We start from the raw sequence: 15,145 nt of genomic DNA on the forward strand, positions 1-15,145 counted from the left end.
TTTTTCTGCGTAAGCTCGGAGTTAACCCAGAAAGGGTAGGCCTCCGCATGCCGCAGAAAGCGGCATACTGGCTCATCCAATGGAGCCAGGTAATCCACATAGCGGAGGGCCTAACTTTGTAAGGAAATAACCTATTAGGAGCAAAGTTAAGGAGGTGCGGGATGCTCATTATGAAAAAATGGAGTGTCGGTTTGGCGGCGGTTTGTTTTGTTTTTGCCGCGGCGGCTGCCGCGCAGGCGCAACAGAATGCCGAAGAGGCGGCCCCGATGGATAACGCGGCAGAGGTTGTTGAGAATGCGATGCAGGCCCCGGTTGTCATGAATGAGGCGCCGGCCCCCGCCGTCATGAACGAGACGGCAGTCCCGGCTGGAGAAGGGGCGCCGGCCCAGGCGCCGGCAGAAGGCGCGCCGCAGACGACGGCGGCGCCGGCGGCCGCGGCAGCATCGGCGGTTCCTATGACCGCGGCAGTCTCGGCAGGGGCCGATCAGAAGGCTGTGCAGGCCATTGCGGAGACAGCGCCGCAGGCCAAAGTGATGGAGATCAAGGACGAAGAGGCCCCGACGGAATGGGTGTGGGGCGAGGTCGTCAGCACGGACAAGGAAGTGCCGTCGGTGACGATCAAGCACTTGGATTATAATACGTATGAGGAAGTCAAAACGACGCTGCTGTTGACCGGCAAGACATTGTTTGAGAATGTTAAAGATCTTTCAGAAATCAAGGCCGGTGACCGGATTACGGCGGATTACAGGGTGCAGGATGGAAAGAGCGTTGCCGAAATGATCGTCGTGGACAGGCCGGCTGTTGAAAAATCGAAAGATACCTCTTCCTCAGCTGCCGAAACTTCTTCCGCATCGCAGGGAGAGGCGGCTTCGGCAGATGTGACGGTGGATACGACGGCAGAGCCTTCGGTGGATGTGATGGATCAAGGCGATACAGCCGTTGATCAGGGGCAGGTGGATGAGGAGGTTGCGGCGATGAACGCCGTGACAGAAACGGATAACGCGCAGAACCCGTCCTGAGCGGCAGTCCCGGTCTTTTGAAGAAAGAATGCGGTGAAAGTTCGGAGATATGACCCGGCCCCGTTAAGCCCGGCACCTTAACGGGGCTCTTTATTCCATGACGAGAAAAAAGATATTTATCTTTGACCTGGACGGGACCCTCATAGACGCGTATCCCGCCATTGTGAAAAGTTTTAACAGCTGCATGCGTGCGGAAGGTTGTCCGTCACGGCCGGCCGCCGTCATCAGGAGGGCCGTCGGATGGGGCGATAGGAAGTTGTTGGAACCTTTTGTGCCGGCTGCCCGATTGCCGTATGTCCTGGCCTGTTACAGGAAGAGACATGCCGTTGACCTCAAAAGATACGTCCGCTGGATGCCTTACGCCAGGCAGCTTCTTTGTGACCTTAAAAAAAGAGGGATCCGGACGGCGGTTGCCAGCAACCGGCCGACACGCTTTACACGGATTATCATCAGGCATCTGGGTGCAGGGCGCCTGTTCGACAAGATCCTGTGTGCTGACAAGCTTTCATCTGCCCGTGGAAGGAAGTATTATAAGCCTCATCCCATGATCCTTCGCAGGATCCTCAAAGCCCTGAGGGGTCGCAGGTCTGAGGCGGTTTATGTCGGAGATATGGCGATCGACATCCAGACGGGCAGGCGCGCCGGCATCTCGACCGCCGCCATCGCTACCGGCTCGAGCAGTCTTCAAGAGTTGAGACGCGAGAAGCCGGATTATCTTTTTGCCAGCCTTAAAGCACTCAAGAAAAGCCTGGGCCATCCGCCTTCACAGGAGGCGAAGGCCTAAGGGCCAATCCGGGGAGTGCCATAAGTCCTGAATTCGTGACAAACGGGGTCTTGACCGTCCCCGGCGGATTTGTTATAAACATTACATGGTCAAGGGGGGTTAAGCCAGGTGTTTGCCGTTTCAAATCTATTGTCTGCGGCCGCGCAGGTACTCGACATGGCCTTGACGGCCTATTACTGGATCATCATCGTCCGGGCTCTGATCAGCTGGGTCAGCCCCGATCCTTTCAATCCGATCGTTCAGTTTCTGCAGACGGTGACGGAACCCGTGCTGGCCCCTATCCGCCGCATCTTGCCGCCGATGTTCCGTTTTGGAATCGATATTTCTCCTGTCATCGCGATCTTCCTTGTGATTTTTTTGAAGTCTTTTCTTGTCCGGACATTGTTCGATCTGAGCCTGCGGCTGCGCCTTTAAACCATGACAGTGTCTCTGGTTATTCTTAAATTCGGCCTGCTTGTTGTTTTTTTGTCCTTCTCGGCCTTTTTCTCCGCCTCCGAGACGGCCCTGTTCTCTTTGGATTCCATCAAGATCAAAAGGCTCGGCCAGGGCGGCAGGGACACATCCAGGATCATCAGGCTCATGGAGAACCCCCTGCGGTGTCTCACGACCATCCTGGCCGGGAACACCCTTGTGAATATCGCGATCGCCGCGCTCATGACATCCCTCTTGATGGATCTTCTGGGGCAGCCGGGTGTCAGCGTTTCGATCGGCGTGACGACCTTCGTCCTTCTCTTGTTCGGCGAGGTGACGCCCAAGACCATTGCCATCCACAACAATGAGCGATTGAGCTATGTCCTGTCCCGCCCCCTCTATGTCTTTGAGCGTCTTTTTCGTCCTTTCCTGTTTTTGTCGACGAAAATCTGCGATGCGATCATCTCTGCCATGGGGTGGCAGCCGAAAAAGGAGCCGACCCTGACAGAAGAAGAGTTCAAGACCGTCATCGAAGTCGTCCATAAGCACGGTATCGTCGGCAAAAACGAGAAGGAAATGGTCGTCTCGATCCTGGAGTTGACCACGACGACGGCCCAGGAGATCATGACGCCCCGCATGGACATCAAGGCGATCTCTATGGATTGGGACGCTCCGAGGGTCCGGGACGCGGCCCGCGCAGGCCTGCATTCCAGATTTCCCGCCTACAAGGACTCCTTCGATAATATCCAGGGTTTCGTGGCCGCCAAAGACCTGTTCCTCGATACCGAAAAACCCCTGGCAGAGCTGGTCAGGCCTGTCATGTTCGTGCCGGCCACAAAGAAGATCAGCGTCCTGATCAAGGATTTTTATAAGCAGGACGCCAGGCTTGCCGTTGTTGTCGACGAGTACGGCGGGACCTCAGGGCTTGTGACGCTGGAGGATATCCTAGAGGAGATCTTCGGGGAGATCAACGACGAATTCAAGGCGCCGGAGAGGATGATCGAGTCGCTGGGCAAGGGCGTTTTTCGCTTGAACGGAAAGGTTCCGGTGGAAGAGGCTGTCCGGATATGCGGCCTGCGCATCAAAAAAGGGGATTACGAGACTATGGCAGGTTTTCTTCTTGATATCTTCGGCAAGATCCCGTCTGAAGGCGAGAGTATCCAGACGCAGGACGGCGAGTTTACGGTGGAGAAGGTCGCAGGCCGCCGCATCAAAAGCATGATCCTTAAAAAATGGGCTTAGGTATCCTTCTTTTTTTCATCGGTCTGGCATTGATGGGCGAGGCCTTCTTTTCCGGCGCAGAGACGGCTTTCACGTCCGTGAATTTTTTGAAGCTCATGCATCTGATTGAAAAAAAGAACAAGAGGGCCATTCTCGTCCATGACCTTCTCAAGAAACCGGACCGTCTTTTGGCGACGACGCTCGTCGGGACGAACCTTTGTGTCGTCGTCTCTTCCGCCTGCGCGACGGCCGTTTTCGCAGAATTCCTGCCTCTCTATGCGGCCCTGGCAACGACGCTGGTCATGACGCCCTTGTCGTTCATTTTCGCCCAGTTGTTGACAAAGACCGTGGCGCGGTATCATGCCAACAGACTTGTTTTGGCCGTCGCCGGCCCTGTCGAATTCTTCTCGAGGGTCCTTTTGCCTCTCGTGGCTTTTTTCAGCTTTCTGGCCTCGACGATCGCGCGCTTGGTCAGCCCGACGGGTCTGAAGAAGAATCCGTTCCTGACCAAAGACGAGATCAAATCCCTGATCAAGGATATCTCCCGCGAAGGGATCCTGGAGCCTCAGGAAAAGGAGGCGATCGACAAGATTTTCGACATGACCTTGACGCGCGCCGCAGACATCATGATCCCGCTGAAAGATGTCATGAGTTTTGATATCGGCGAAGATGCCGTTTCCTTGAAACAGAAGATCCGCGCTTCGTCTTTTACGCGTTTCCCGGTTTTCAGCGGCAAGGAGCTCAAGGGCATGGTGAACATTTTCGATATTTTTTATGCGCAGTTCCGCGATTGGCCGTCTTTGGTCCGTCCGATCGTCCGGGTGGAGCAGGAGGAGAGCCTGGACAAAGTCTTTTCGCGTCTCCAGCCGCAAAAGGAGAATATGGCGGCCGTCTATAAGGGGACCGAGCTTGTGGGGATCCTCGCCATGGAAGACCTGATGGAGGAGATCACTTCCAGATTGACTTCGGCTGAAAGATAGGGTTTTAAACGAGAGGGAGCCATGAGATACAAGACCGTGTTGGTTCTGGCGTTGGGATTTTGGATGTTTTTGTCTTTCGGCGGACGTCTGGCTGCTTTTGATGCGCCTGAAGGCGGAGTTGTGGAGGTCAAGATTTTTCATCAGCCTCACTGCGGGGCCTGTGTGAGACTGCTTCATGATGTCATCCCGCCGCTGGCGGAGAAATTCGGCAATCGCGTCCGCTGGACGTATCTGGATATCCTCCAGAGGGAGAATTACGAGATTTTTTTACAGCTGGAAAAGGATATAGGCAAGAAGCTGGGGACGCCGACCGTTGTGGTCGGCAAGCGGGTCTTGATCGGTTTGGCGGATAACGCCGACCACCTGGAATCCGCCATCGAGGGGCAGCTTCGCGGCGGCGGGGTGGAGGTTTTGCCCTTGCGGCCCGGTGTCGACATCCTGGAGCACTTCCGGTCTTTCGGTCCGCTCGCCGTCATCGGAGCGGGTCTGGTCGACGGGATCAACCCTTGCGCATTCACCGTGATCGTATTTTTTGTTTCTTTCCTGAGCCTCATGGGCTATCGCCGCAGGGAGATGTTTTTGATCGGCAGCGCCTATATCCTGGCGGTCTTTTTGACGTATCTGGCCATCGGCCTGGGTCTCTTCAATATCCTCTACAGGATTGATGCGATCTTCTGGTTGTCCAAGGCGCTGTATTTCCTGGTGGGGGCGCTCAGCATCTTTTTGGGATGCCTGGCGGTCCGGGACTACCTTTATTATAAGAAGACAGGCCGGACGGATGATATGGCTTTGCAATTGCCCCGCATTGTCAAAAACAAGATCCATGCCATTGTGGGAGAGTATTATCGCAAAGGCACCGGCGAAAAAAGAAAGGCCATGGGCGGCCTCTTTATCAGCGCCCTGGTCGTGGGGTTCCTGATATCGGTGCTTGAGGCCGTCTGCACAGGGCAGCTTTATCTTCCGACGATCGTCATCGTCCTGAGGGAAGGCTCGATGCGCATCAGGGCCCTGTTCTATCTTTTCGTCTACAACTTCATGTTTATCATTCCCCTGATTGTCGTTCTGGTCCTCGCTCTCATCGGCGCCACCTCAAGGGATTTTGAGGCTTTTGCCAAAAAGCGCCTGGGGTTGATCAAGCTGGCCATGGCCGCCGTCTTTTTGGGGCTGGGCGCTGCGCTTTGGAGCGGGCTTCTCTGGTAACATCTAAATAAACGCTTGCCAAAACAGGCGCATTGTATTATAGTAAGGGAAAAATTTTTATTTTTTATATAAGAACATCTTTTTGATCAAAACAAAAGGGGGAGGAACATGTTTGACTTGTTGTATTTGGCGCCCGCAGGATCTCTTTTGGCGCTGGGTTTCGCCGGATTTTTGGCGTGGACCGTCGTCAGGCGGGATGAGGGTACACCGCGGATGCGCGAGATCGCGCAAGCCGTCAAGGTAGGCGCAGCAGCCTATCTGAAACGCCAGTATACCATTGTCGCTGTTTTTTTTGTCGTCGTTTTCGTCATTTTGAACATATTGGTTAAGCTCGGGAACCTGGCTCCGGTTGTTCCCTTTGCCTTTTTGACCGGTGGTTTCTTCTCGGGTCTTTGCGGTTTTCTCGGGATGAAGATGGCGACCAATGCCAGTGCCCGCACAACGAACGCCGCCCAGAAGAGCCTGAACTCAGGGCTTCGCGTGGCGTTTTCCGCAGGCGCGGTCATGGGGTTGCTCGTTGTCGGCTTCGGCCTTTTGGATTTGAGTATTTGGTATTTCGGTCTGAACTGGTGGTACAACATGCATCCGTTGGCGCCGGGGCAGGATAAGATTGCCGTTATCACCTCCACCATGCTTTGTTTCGGCATGGGCGCCAGTTCCCAGGCGCTTTTCGCCAGGGTCGGCGGCGGGATCTTCACCAAGGCCGCGGACGTGGGCGCAGATTTGGTCGGTAAGGTCGAGGCTGGCATCCCTGAAGACGATCCGAGGAACCCCGCCGTCATCGCGGATAATGTCGGCGATAACGTGGGTGATGTGGCAGGGATGGGCGCGGATCTTTATGAATCCTATGTCGGCTCCATCGTTGCAACGTCAGCTCTCGGCGTCGCCGCAGGTTTAGGCGTGGCCGGCGTGACGGTCCCCATGGTCATGGCGGCTGTCGGCGTCTTGGCATCGGTTATCGGGACGTTCTTTGTCAGAAGCAAAGAAGACGCGTCCCAGGGGGCGCTCCTCTGGGCTTTGAGGAAAGGTGTTTTTACGAGCGCCATCCTAATCTTGATCGCGTCCTATCCTCTCGTGAAATATACTTTGGGCCCGGGGCACATGGGCGTTTATTGGGCGATCCTGTCGGGCTTGATCGCCGGCGTCCTTTTAGGAATTTCGACGGAATTCTACACTTCGAGCGGTTACGGCCCGACTAAAAAGGTGGCTGATGCCGCCATCACAGGTCCTGCGACCGTGATCATCGGCGGCATGGCCGTCGGAATGCTGTCAACGGCCGTTCCAATCATCGTGGTCTGCATTGCGATCCTGGCCAGTTATTACCTTGCCGGCGGTGCGACAAATTTCAATGCAGGTCTCTACGGCGTGGCGATTTCAGCGGTAGGCATGCTGTCTACCTTGGGCATTACATTGGCGACGGATGCTTATGGTCCGATCGCAGACAATGCCGGCGGCAATGCCGAGATGTCCAAACTTGACCCGAGTGTACGCAAGAGGACAGATGCCCTCGATTCTTTAGGGAATACGACTGCGGCCACAGGCAAGGGCTTCGCCATCGGATCGGCGGCATTGACGGCCCTGGCTTTGATCGCCGCGTATAATGATCAGGTTGTTATGTTCGGAAAGACCGTGGACTTGTCGCTGATGAACCCTAAGGTCATCATCGGTTTGTTTATCGGCGGTATGCTGCCGTTTGCGTTCTGCGCGTTGACCATGCAGGCCGTGGGCCGCGCGGCGTCGGGCATTGTCGTGGAAGTCCGCCGTCAGTTCAAGGAGATCGTCGGACTGATGGAAGGCAGGGTTAAACCCGATTACGCGGGGTGCGTCATGATCGCGACAAAGGCCGCGCAGAAAGAAATGATCCTGCCGTCGTTGCTTGCGATCATCTCTCCTATTGTGGTAGGTTTATTGGCCGGGCTTGAGGCGCAGGCGGGCCTTCTCATCGGCGCGACTGTTACGGGTTTCGTCCTGGCTGTTATGATGGCTAATTCCGGCGGCGCCTGGGATAACGCCAAGAAATATATCGAAGAAGGCCATCACGGCGGCAAAGGGTCTTTCGCCCATAAGGCCGCTGTCGTGGGCGATACGGTCGGCGATCCGTTCAAGGACACGTCAGGCCCGTCGTTGAACATCCTGATTAAGCTCATGTCCATGGTCTCCATCGTTTTTGCTTCGTTTGTCATCAGCAATACCTTGATGAAATAAAACGATTACCTGCCGGCCGGCAGGCGCAGATTAGAATAAAAGAATAGCGCAGGTTACAAAAGCCCCCGCTTCGCAAGAGCGGGGGCTTTTTATCCCGCGTCGTCCTGCGGTGAGATATTCATCGACGGAATATGGTATAATGCAAAGACCATGGAACATCTATTGCCTACGAACAAGGAGGAGATGCGTGCGCGCGGCTGGAGCGCCTGCGATGTGATTTTTGTCATGGCCGATGCCTATTGCGACCATCCGAGCTTCGGCGTTGCCCTTCTGGGGAGGTTCTTGGAATCTCTGGGGTACAGGGTCGGCATCATCGCACAGCCGGACTGGAAGAAGGACGCAGATTTTCTGAAGCTGGGGCGGCCGGAGCTTTTTTTCGGGGTGACGGCCGGCAACCTGGATTCAATGCTGGCCATCTACACATCGGGCATGAGCCTGCGCAAAGAAGACAAGTATTCCCCGGGGGGCGCCAGGGGGCTGAGGCCCAGGCTGCCGACGATCGTTTATACCCAGAAATTGCGTCAACTCTTTGCCGGGACGCCCGTCGTGATCGGCGGCCTGGAGGCTTCCCTGAGGCGATTGAGCTATTACGATTTTTGGACGGATGCGGTGAGGCGCTCCATTCTTTTTGACGCCAAGGCCGATATGCTCGTCTATGGGATGGGGGAGCGTCCGGTGACTGAGATCGCTTCCAGGCTCAAGGCCAAAGAAAAAATAGACCGGATGGACGATATCCGCGGCACGGTGATCGTCCGCAAGACCTGTGACGGTTTTGATCGTCCGGTCGTCCTGCCGTCGTTCGAAGAGGTGCGGTCTGATAAAAAGAAATTCGTCGAAGCCTTCAATCTTTACAGCAAGGAATCCAATCCTTTTACGGCGCGCGTCGTTGCGCAAGAGACGGACACGCGTTTTTGTATCCAGCTGCCGCCGGCCCTGCCTTTGACGCAGGACGAGATGGACAGTCTTTATAGCCTGCCGTTCAGCCGGCGCTGCCACCCGGACTACATGCGTTATGGCGGCGTGCCGGCGCTCAAGACCGTCGAGGCCTCCATTGTCAGCCACAGGGGTTGCCTGGCGGCGTGCTCTTTTTGTTCCTTGTCCCTGCATCAGGGTAAGGTGATCCAGGGCCGCAGTGCGGCTTCTCTCGTGCAGGAAGCGTCAAAGATCGCTGGCGACAGGAAGTCCAAGGGGGTTATCACGGACGTGGGAGGGTCGACAGCGAATATGTATGCTGCCTCTTGCAGCCGGGGATACCGGTGCAGCCGCACCGATTGTCTTTGGCCGGAGGTCTGTCCGAATCTGGAGCTGGACTTTAAAAAACAGGCGCAGATGCTGGAATCCGTGCGTCGGGCGTCCGGCGTCAGGCAGGTGCATATCCAGAGCGGGATGCGCTATGAACTTCTTCTGCTGCCACAGGCACGGGAATATTTTCGTCTTTTGTGCCGGTATTTTATCAGCGGCCAGCTCAAGATCGCGCCGGAGCATGTCGCAGATGCTATCTGCGATCTGATGCATAAGCCGCGCAAGAACATCCTGCAACAGTTTTCCAGGGAATACGCGGCCTTGAATAAAGAGCTTGGGAAGAAGCAATATTTGGCCCAGTATTTCATCACAGCCCATCCCGGCTGCGGTCCGAAAGAGGCCGAAGAGTTGGCGGCATTCACCAGGACCATGGGATATACGCCGCGGCAGATCCAGGATTTTATTCCTTTGCCCATGACGCGATCGTCCTGCATGTATTACACGGGATTGGATCCGGAAACAGGCAGGCCTCTCTACGTCGCCCGCTCGAGGCACGAAAGGCTCCAGCAGAGACGGATGGTTCAGGGGGCGAAGCTCCTTGACTAAACGTCGCCTTCCTCTATAATCTAACGTAGCATGCTTAAGCTTTCTCTGACTCAGCTGAAAAAAGGATCGAAAGCCAGGATCGTGGAGCTCGCTGGCGGCAAAGAAGTGGCGCACAGGCTTTCGATGATGGGGTTACGGCCTGGCGAACAACTGGTGAAGTTGAGCGCCTTTGCGCTGCGCGGCCCTGTCGCCGTCCGGATCGGGCATACGACCCTGGCCCTTGGGCATGGCATGGCTGAAAAAGTAATCGTTGAAGTCAGCGCTGAACCCCCCGTCAAGCCTTCATGAAAAAGATCATCCTTATCGGTAATCCCAATGTCGGCAAAAGTGTCATTTTCGCGCGCCTGACAGGCGTGCGCGTCATCACGTCCAATTATCCTGGAACGACGGTGGAATACCGCAAAGGGATCATGAGCGTCGGCGAGGAGACCTATGAAGTCATCGACATGCCGGGTACCTACAGCCTGGAGCCGACCTCAAAGGCCGAAGAGGTGACCTGTACGTTCTTGGACGATGTCTGCTGCCGGGAAAAAGATTGTTTTATCCTCAATATCGTCGATGCCACGAACCTGGAACGCAATCTGCACCTGACTCTTGATTTGATCGACAAAGGGTATCCTGTTGTCGTGGTCTTGAACATGTGCGACGATATCAAGCACAGGGGCATAGATATCGATGCCGCCAAGCTTGAGGAGCTCTTGGGCGTTCCGGTCATCTCGACCTGCGCCGTGACAGGCGTGGGCATCAAGGTTTTGAGAGAACGTCTCTTTCAGGGCGTCCCCCGGCCGCCGCGGCAGAGGACCCATGAAGAGATCTGGCGCGCCGTCGGCGTCATTGTCAGCCAGGCCCAGCGCCTGACGCACAGGCATCATACGTTGCGCGAGATGATGGAGGACCTTTCGATCCGGCCGTTCACAGGTCTGCTTATCGGAATAGGCGTCATTTATGCTGTTTTCAAGAGCGTGCGTTTTATCGGCGAGGGTCTGATCCAGTATGTCTTCGACCCCCTTTTTAACGATGTGTATGCGCCGCTTTTGATGAAGCTCAGCGCCTTTCTGCAGCCGGGGACGTTCGGCCACCATATCTTGATCGGCGAGCTGATCGATGGCAAGATCGATTTCAAAAACTCGATCGGCCTGTTGACGACTGCCCCTTATGTCGAATTCGACATGGTGTTGCCCTATATCATTTCTTTTTACCTTATCCTAGGAATTATTGAAGATATAGGGTATCTGCCGCGTTTCGCGCTCCTTTTGGATGCCTTGATGCATAGAGTCGGCCTGCACGGTTTTGCCATTATTCCTGTTCTTTTGGGTTTTGGATGCAATGTGCCCGGGATCATGGCGACGCGCGTTCTGGAGAGCAAGCGTGAACGTTTTATCGCCTCGACGTTGATCTCCATCGCCGTGCCTTGCGCCGCGCTCCAGGCGATGATGATCAAGCTTCTGGGACCGTGGGGGATGGGGGGCTTGGCGATCGTCTTCGGGACGTTGTTGGTCGCATGGCTCGTCATCGGGCTTGTGCTCAACAAGGTGCTCAAAGGCTATAGCCCGGAGCTGGTTCTTGAGATCCCGCATTACCGGTTTCCGCCGATGAACATTATCTTTTCCAAGCTTTGGCTGCGGGTCAGGGAGTTTATTATTGATGCCTTTCCGTTTGTCATTGCCGGGGTTCTTGTCGTCAACCTGTTGCAGTATTTTCGCGTCCTTGAGGCCGCCAGCAGCATTTTTGCGCCTGTCACGCGTACCATCCTCGGCCTTCCGGGAGAGGCGGCTTTTCCTTTGTTGATCGGTTTTTTGCGCAAAGATATCGCCGCAGGGCTGCTTCTGCCGCTGCAGATGGGTTTTAAACAGACCGTGATCGCCTGCGTGGTCTTGTCGATGTCGTTTCCCTGCATCGCGACATTCATTATTTTCCTGAAAGAATTGGGCTGGAAGTATTTGCTGGCGGCCACCGGCATCATGGTTCTGGCGACCCTGGCCGCCGGCGGATTCCTTAATTTGGTTCTATGAAGATAAAAGCCATTGCGCTTGTTTCCGGAGGACTCGACAGCACCCTGGCCACGAAGGTGGTGATGGACCAGGGGGTGGATGTCATTGCCGCCAATTTTGTCTCGCCGTTCTGCCGCTGCGACCGAGGCCGTTCTTCTCTCGTGGGGCCGAGGGAGTCCCGAGCGGAGTCGAGGGACGACAAAGATATAGGCCATGGGAAGGCAGGCTGTCGCCATGAAGCAAAATTCGTTTCAGAGCAGCTGGGTATCCCCTTGAAGATTGTCAATGTCACAAAAGATTTTCTCGAGGTTCTTAAATCGCCAAAGCACGGTTACGGCTCGAACATCAATCCGTGCATCGATTGCCGGATCCTGATGCTTAAAAAAGCACGGCAGCTGATGGATGATCTGGGGGCAAAGTTTCTGATCACGGGCGAAGTGCTGGGTCAGCGTCCCATGTCTCAGCGCCGCGATGCCATGCACATCATCGAACGCGAGGCGGGCGTCAAAGGCTTGGTCTTGCGGCCCCTGTCTGCCCGGTTGCTTGAGCCGACCATTGCCGAAACAGAGGGGTGGGTGGACCGCGAGAAGCTCTTGAACATCAGCGGACGGGGACGGAAACCCCAGATGAAGCTGGCCGAGGATTACAACATTAAAGATTACCCGTGTCCTGCAGGCGGTTGTCTTCTGACGGATCCTGCTTTTTCCCGCCGCATACGGGACCTGATCGACCATGACGAACTGACAATGGAAGATATTCAGTTGTTGAACCACGGCAGGTATTTCAGGCTCACCGATCGCGTCAAGCTGGTCGTGGGGAAGAACCAGCATGAGAACGAAAAGTTGGAGGCCCTGACGTCGGCGGGCGATTACCTTTTTTATCCTGCGCATGATGCGGCCGGCGCCTCCGGCCTGGGGCGCGGGGATTTTTCGCAAGGAGACACGGTGCGTCTTGCGGCCGGCATCACGGCGAGGTATTTCGATGCAGCCAAGACTTCGAAGAATATCTCTGTTAACGTCAAGCATGGCGATAAAATAGAGACTATAACCGTCGAAGCTTTTGGTGACGAAGAAACAAGGAAATATTTAATTTAACGGGTCGAAGCTAAACTTTCCGAAGCTGAGCTTTTCCAATTGCCGGATGACAGCCCAAAGCTCAGCTTCCAGCTAAAACCACTATGTTCACTCATTGCCCCGGCAGGGAAAAAGACATCAAGGTGAGGTATATCAAGTGTCCCTTCTGCGGCACGGAGGTTGAGTTTTTTTCAGACGAGCCGAAGCGCCGGTGTCCGTCGTGCAAAAAAGACGTCGCTTACACAGAAAAAGATTCGTGTATCTACTGGTGCAAGGTCGCCAAGGATTGCCTGATGAGGTTTTGATATGTTTTATCCCGCGATAGCCGCAATCATTTTTATTCTGGCCTATGTCCTTTTTATCGTTTTTCCGGCCCGCCGGATGCCTGTGGCGGTCGCCGGGGCCGTCATTTTGGTCGCGACAGGCGTCTTGTCGCCTCCGGAGGCGGCGCGGGCGATCAACTGGAACGTCATGGGGATCTTTGTGGGGACGCTGGCTGTCGCCGACGTTTTTATGGAGAGCCGCATGCCCGCCTACATCGCTGAGGTCATCATCAACAAGGCCAGGAATACATGCTGGGCGGTTCTTTTGATCTGTGTCATGACCGGAGTCATTTCGGCCTTTGTCGAGAATGTGGCGACGGTGCTGATCGTCGCGCCCATCGCGCTTTCCCTCTCCAAAAAGCTCGATATCAACCCTGTCAACATGATGATCGGCATCGCCATTTCCAGCAACCTCCAGGGGGCGGCGACCTTGATCGGCGATCCGCCCAGCATGCTTCTGGGCGGCTATGCCAAGATGACCTTTATGGATTTTTTCTTTTACCGGGGCCGGCTGAGTATCTTTTTTGCCGTGGAACTGGGGGCCCTGGTGTCTTTTGCCGTCCTCTATCTGTTTTTCCGCCGCCTCAAGCAAAAAGAAAAGCTCTTGCGGACGGAAAAGGTCCTTTCGTTATTTCCGACGTTTCTTTTGACGGGCCTCATCGTCTTATTGGCGCTTTCGTCGTTCTTTGACGCGGGATTTTCTTACATGGCGGGGGTTTTGTGCATGATCGCAGGCATTGTTGCGATCCTCTGGCGGAAATTCATCTTCAAGGGCGGCGTACGCGCGACGCTCAAGGCCCTGGATTGGGACACGACGTTTTTTCTGGCCGGTGTTTTTGTCCTTGTGGGCGCCATGACCCATACGGGATGGATCGACAGGACGGCGGAATTTCTTTCTTCGCTCGTCGGTTCCAATATCTTTTTGGGCTATACGCTTTTGGTTTTTGTCGCGGTTTTTGTCTCGGCCTTTGTGGATAACGTGCCGTTTTTGGCCGCCATGCTGCCGGTGGCCATGTCGATGGCAGCCAGGCTCGGCATCCAGCCTTCGCTGTTTCTCTTCGGTCTTCTGATCGGCGCAAGCCTCGGCGGCAACATCACGCCTATCGGCGCTTCGGCCAACATCGTCGCCTGCGGCCTGCTCAAGAAAGAGGGCCATAGGGTCGGTTTTGGACAGTTTGCAAAAATGGGCTTGCCGTTTACGCTGGCGGCCGTGGCAGCGGCATATTTGTTTGTATGGTTTATTTGGTCTCATTGACAACCAAAGGACTCCTTGCCTAAACGCTTGTTCATTTTGCTCGCGAACGCCTCGGTCTCGCCGGAGGCGGGCCATGGCGTTCGCAAAATGAACTTCGCAGGCTGCGGAGTCATTCTGCCAGAGGCGGAATGAGGAGGAATCATGAAGATGCGGACGACGCTGTTGGTTTTTTCATTTTTTCTTTGCGGGATAGCCCCCGTTTGTGCTCAGTCCCCGATGTCGGACGAAGCGATGCATGGGACGGATCCACAAACGACTGTTGCGACTGTCGACAATAAAGTGTGTCCGGTGACGGGCAAGAAGATTCCTAAGGAGGATCTCGGCAAATACGGCATAGAATACAAAGGAAAGATCTACAATCTTTGTTCTGAGGCCTGCAAGGGTGAATTCATGAAAGATCCTGATACCTACGCCGCCAGGGCCGAAGAGAGCGTTGCCAAGACGCAAGCCCGGCAATCCGAGGAATCCGGAGAGATGCCGGACAATCTGAGCGGCATGGAAGACGGCCCGTTGATGGACGAAACAGATAACGGACCTGCGGATTAATCCCGCGGCCAGGGCCGGGGATGCCCGCCGCTAAAGATCGGTTGGCCCGTCTAAGTTGTGGCGGCGGGAATGCGGTTGCCTTTGGGAGGAAGCCCCTTCAGGGGATAGCCGATAGGATCATTTGGGAATTGTTCCAAAGAAAAAAGGAGCCCCGGACGGAAATTCCACTCTTCTTTTTTGTTCCGGGGGAGTGTTTCAAAAGAGCGTCTCGATCAAGAGGCGCTCTTTCTTTGATCGGCCGATAAAATCTTGACAAAAAACATCGGGTATATATAATAAATAAAAGCAG

At 55.1% G+C, this 15,145-nt stretch carries 14 protein-coding genes; all 14 read left to right on the forward strand.

All coding sequences use genetic code 11. The features are described 5' to 3' along the window. Positions 1-170 precede the first annotated feature (170 nt). Entirely contained in the window at positions 171-1,019 is an 849-nt protein-coding gene (locus BU251_RS00240) for a hypothetical protein (RefSeq protein ID WP_128698916.1), read from the forward strand. Positions 1,020-1,116: 97 nt separating this feature from the next. Beyond that, positions 1,117-1,803, forward strand: coding sequence for an HAD family hydrolase (locus BU251_RS00245; RefSeq protein ID WP_128698917.1), 687 nt, complete (start codon positions 1,117-1,119; stop codon positions 1,801-1,803). A 108-nt stretch (positions 1,804-1,911) separates the two neighbouring features. Beyond that, complete coding sequence (locus BU251_RS00250) at positions 1,912-2,217, forward strand: YggT family protein (RefSeq protein ID WP_128698918.1); 306 nt, start codon at positions 1,912-1,914, stop codon at positions 2,215-2,217. Positions 2,218-2,220: 3 nt separating this feature from the next. Continuing rightward, complete coding sequence (locus tag BU251_RS00255) at positions 2,221-3,456, forward strand: hemolysin family protein (RefSeq protein ID WP_128698919.1); 1,236 nt, start codon at positions 2,221-2,223, stop codon at positions 3,454-3,456. Continuing rightward, complete coding sequence (locus tag BU251_RS00260; RefSeq protein ID WP_128698920.1) at positions 3,447-4,415, forward strand: hemolysin family protein; 969 nt, start codon at positions 3,447-3,449, stop codon at positions 4,413-4,415. Before BU251_RS00255 ends, BU251_RS00260 begins: the two co-directional genes overlap by 10 nt. 21 nt (positions 4,416-4,436) lie before the next feature. After that, positions 4,437-5,615, forward strand: a complete 1,179-nt coding sequence (locus BU251_RS00265) for a cytochrome c biogenesis protein (protein WP_128698921.1) — start codon at positions 4,437-4,439, stop codon at positions 5,613-5,615. Between the two features lie 108 nt (positions 5,616-5,723). Further along, complete coding sequence (locus BU251_RS00270) at positions 5,724-7,820, forward strand: sodium-translocating pyrophosphatase (protein ID WP_128698922.1); 2,097 nt, start codon at positions 5,724-5,726, stop codon at positions 7,818-7,820. Positions 7,821-7,970: 150 nt separating this feature from the next. After that, positions 7,971-9,668 (forward strand): YgiQ family radical SAM protein, encoded by a 1,698-nt coding sequence (locus BU251_RS00275; protein WP_128698923.1) that lies wholly within the window; start codon positions 7,971-7,973, stop codon positions 9,666-9,668. Between the two features lie 30 nt (positions 9,669-9,698). After that, positions 9,699-9,956 carry a FeoA family protein gene (locus BU251_RS00280; protein ID WP_128698924.1) on the forward strand — a complete coding sequence of 86 codons (258 nt, stop codon included), beginning with the start codon at positions 9,699-9,701 and terminating at the stop codon, positions 9,954-9,956. Beyond that, a complete protein-coding gene (locus BU251_RS00285) occupies positions 9,953-11,680 on the forward strand; it encodes a ferrous iron transporter B (RefSeq protein ID WP_128698925.1) in 1,728 nt (575 codons plus the stop codon). The genes BU251_RS00280 and BU251_RS00285 overlap by 4 nt, the downstream gene beginning before the upstream one ends. After that, complete coding sequence (locus BU251_RS00290) at positions 11,677-12,753, forward strand: hypothetical protein (protein ID WP_128698926.1); 1,077 nt, start codon at positions 11,677-11,679, stop codon at positions 12,751-12,753. The genes BU251_RS00285 and BU251_RS00290 overlap by 4 nt, the downstream gene beginning before the upstream one ends. A gap of 83 nt (positions 12,754-12,836) precedes the next feature. Continuing rightward, on the forward strand, positions 12,837-13,037 hold the full coding sequence (locus BU251_RS00295) for a phosphohydrolase (RefSeq protein ID WP_128698927.1): 201 nt from the start codon (positions 12,837-12,839) through the stop codon (positions 13,035-13,037). 1 nt (position 13,038) lies between these two features. Beyond that, positions 13,039-14,310 carry an ArsB/NhaD family transporter gene (locus tag BU251_RS00300; RefSeq protein WP_128698928.1) on the forward strand — a complete coding sequence of 424 codons (1,272 nt, stop codon included), beginning with the start codon at positions 13,039-13,041 and terminating at the stop codon, positions 14,308-14,310. A 141-nt stretch (positions 14,311-14,451) separates the two neighbouring features. Beyond that, complete coding sequence (locus tag BU251_RS00305; RefSeq protein ID WP_228767813.1) at positions 14,452-14,856, forward strand: YHS domain-containing protein; 405 nt, start codon at positions 14,452-14,454, stop codon at positions 14,854-14,856. Positions 14,857-15,145: the final 289 nt, after the last annotated feature.

It is taken from the genome of Candidatus Velamenicoccus archaeovorus, from assembly GCF_004102945.1.
GTDB lineage: Bacteria > Omnitrophota > Gorgyraeia > Velamenicoccales > Velamenicoccaceae > Velamenicoccus > Velamenicoccus archaeovorus.

Bases quoted from the DNA above. Each gene is read 5' to 3' on its own strand.
- BU251_RS00290 (WP_128698926.1), top strand. From the start codon at position 11,677: ATGAAGATAAAAGCCATTGCGCTTGTTTCCGGAGGACTCGACAGCACC.
- BU251_RS00305 (WP_228767813.1), top strand. From the start codon at position 14,452: ATGAAGATGCGGACGACGCTGTTGGTTTTTTCATTTTTTCTTTGCGGG.
- BU251_RS00285 (WP_128698925.1), top strand. From the start codon at position 9,953: ATGAAAAAGATCATCCTTATCGGTAATCCCAATGTCGGCAAAAGTGTC.
- BU251_RS00260 (WP_128698920.1), top strand. From the start codon at position 3,447: ATGGGCTTAGGTATCCTTCTTTTTTTCATCGGTCTGGCATTGATGGGC.
- BU251_RS00295 (WP_128698927.1), top strand. From the start codon at position 12,837: ATGTTCACTCATTGCCCCGGCAGGGAAAAAGACATCAAGGTGAGGTAT.
- BU251_RS00270 (WP_128698922.1), top strand. From the start codon at position 5,724: ATGTTTGACTTGTTGTATTTGGCGCCCGCAGGATCTCTTTTGGCGCTG.
- BU251_RS00255 (WP_128698919.1), top strand. From the start codon at position 2,221: ATGACAGTGTCTCTGGTTATTCTTAAATTCGGCCTGCTTGTTGTTTTT.
- BU251_RS00265 (WP_128698921.1), top strand. From the start codon at position 4,437: ATGAGATACAAGACCGTGTTGGTTCTGGCGTTGGGATTTTGGATGTTT.
- BU251_RS00275 (WP_128698923.1), top strand. From the start codon at position 7,971: ATGGAACATCTATTGCCTACGAACAAGGAGGAGATGCGTGCGCGCGGC.
- BU251_RS00240 (WP_128698916.1), top strand. From the start codon at position 171: ATGAAAAAATGGAGTGTCGGTTTGGCGGCGGTTTGTTTTGTTTTTGCC.
- BU251_RS00245 (WP_128698917.1), top strand. From the start codon at position 1,117: ATGACGAGAAAAAAGATATTTATCTTTGACCTGGACGGGACCCTCATA.
- BU251_RS00300 (WP_128698928.1), top strand. From the start codon at position 13,039: ATGTTTTATCCCGCGATAGCCGCAATCATTTTTATTCTGGCCTATGTC.
- BU251_RS00280 (WP_128698924.1), top strand. From the start codon at position 9,699: ATGCTTAAGCTTTCTCTGACTCAGCTGAAAAAAGGATCGAAAGCCAGG.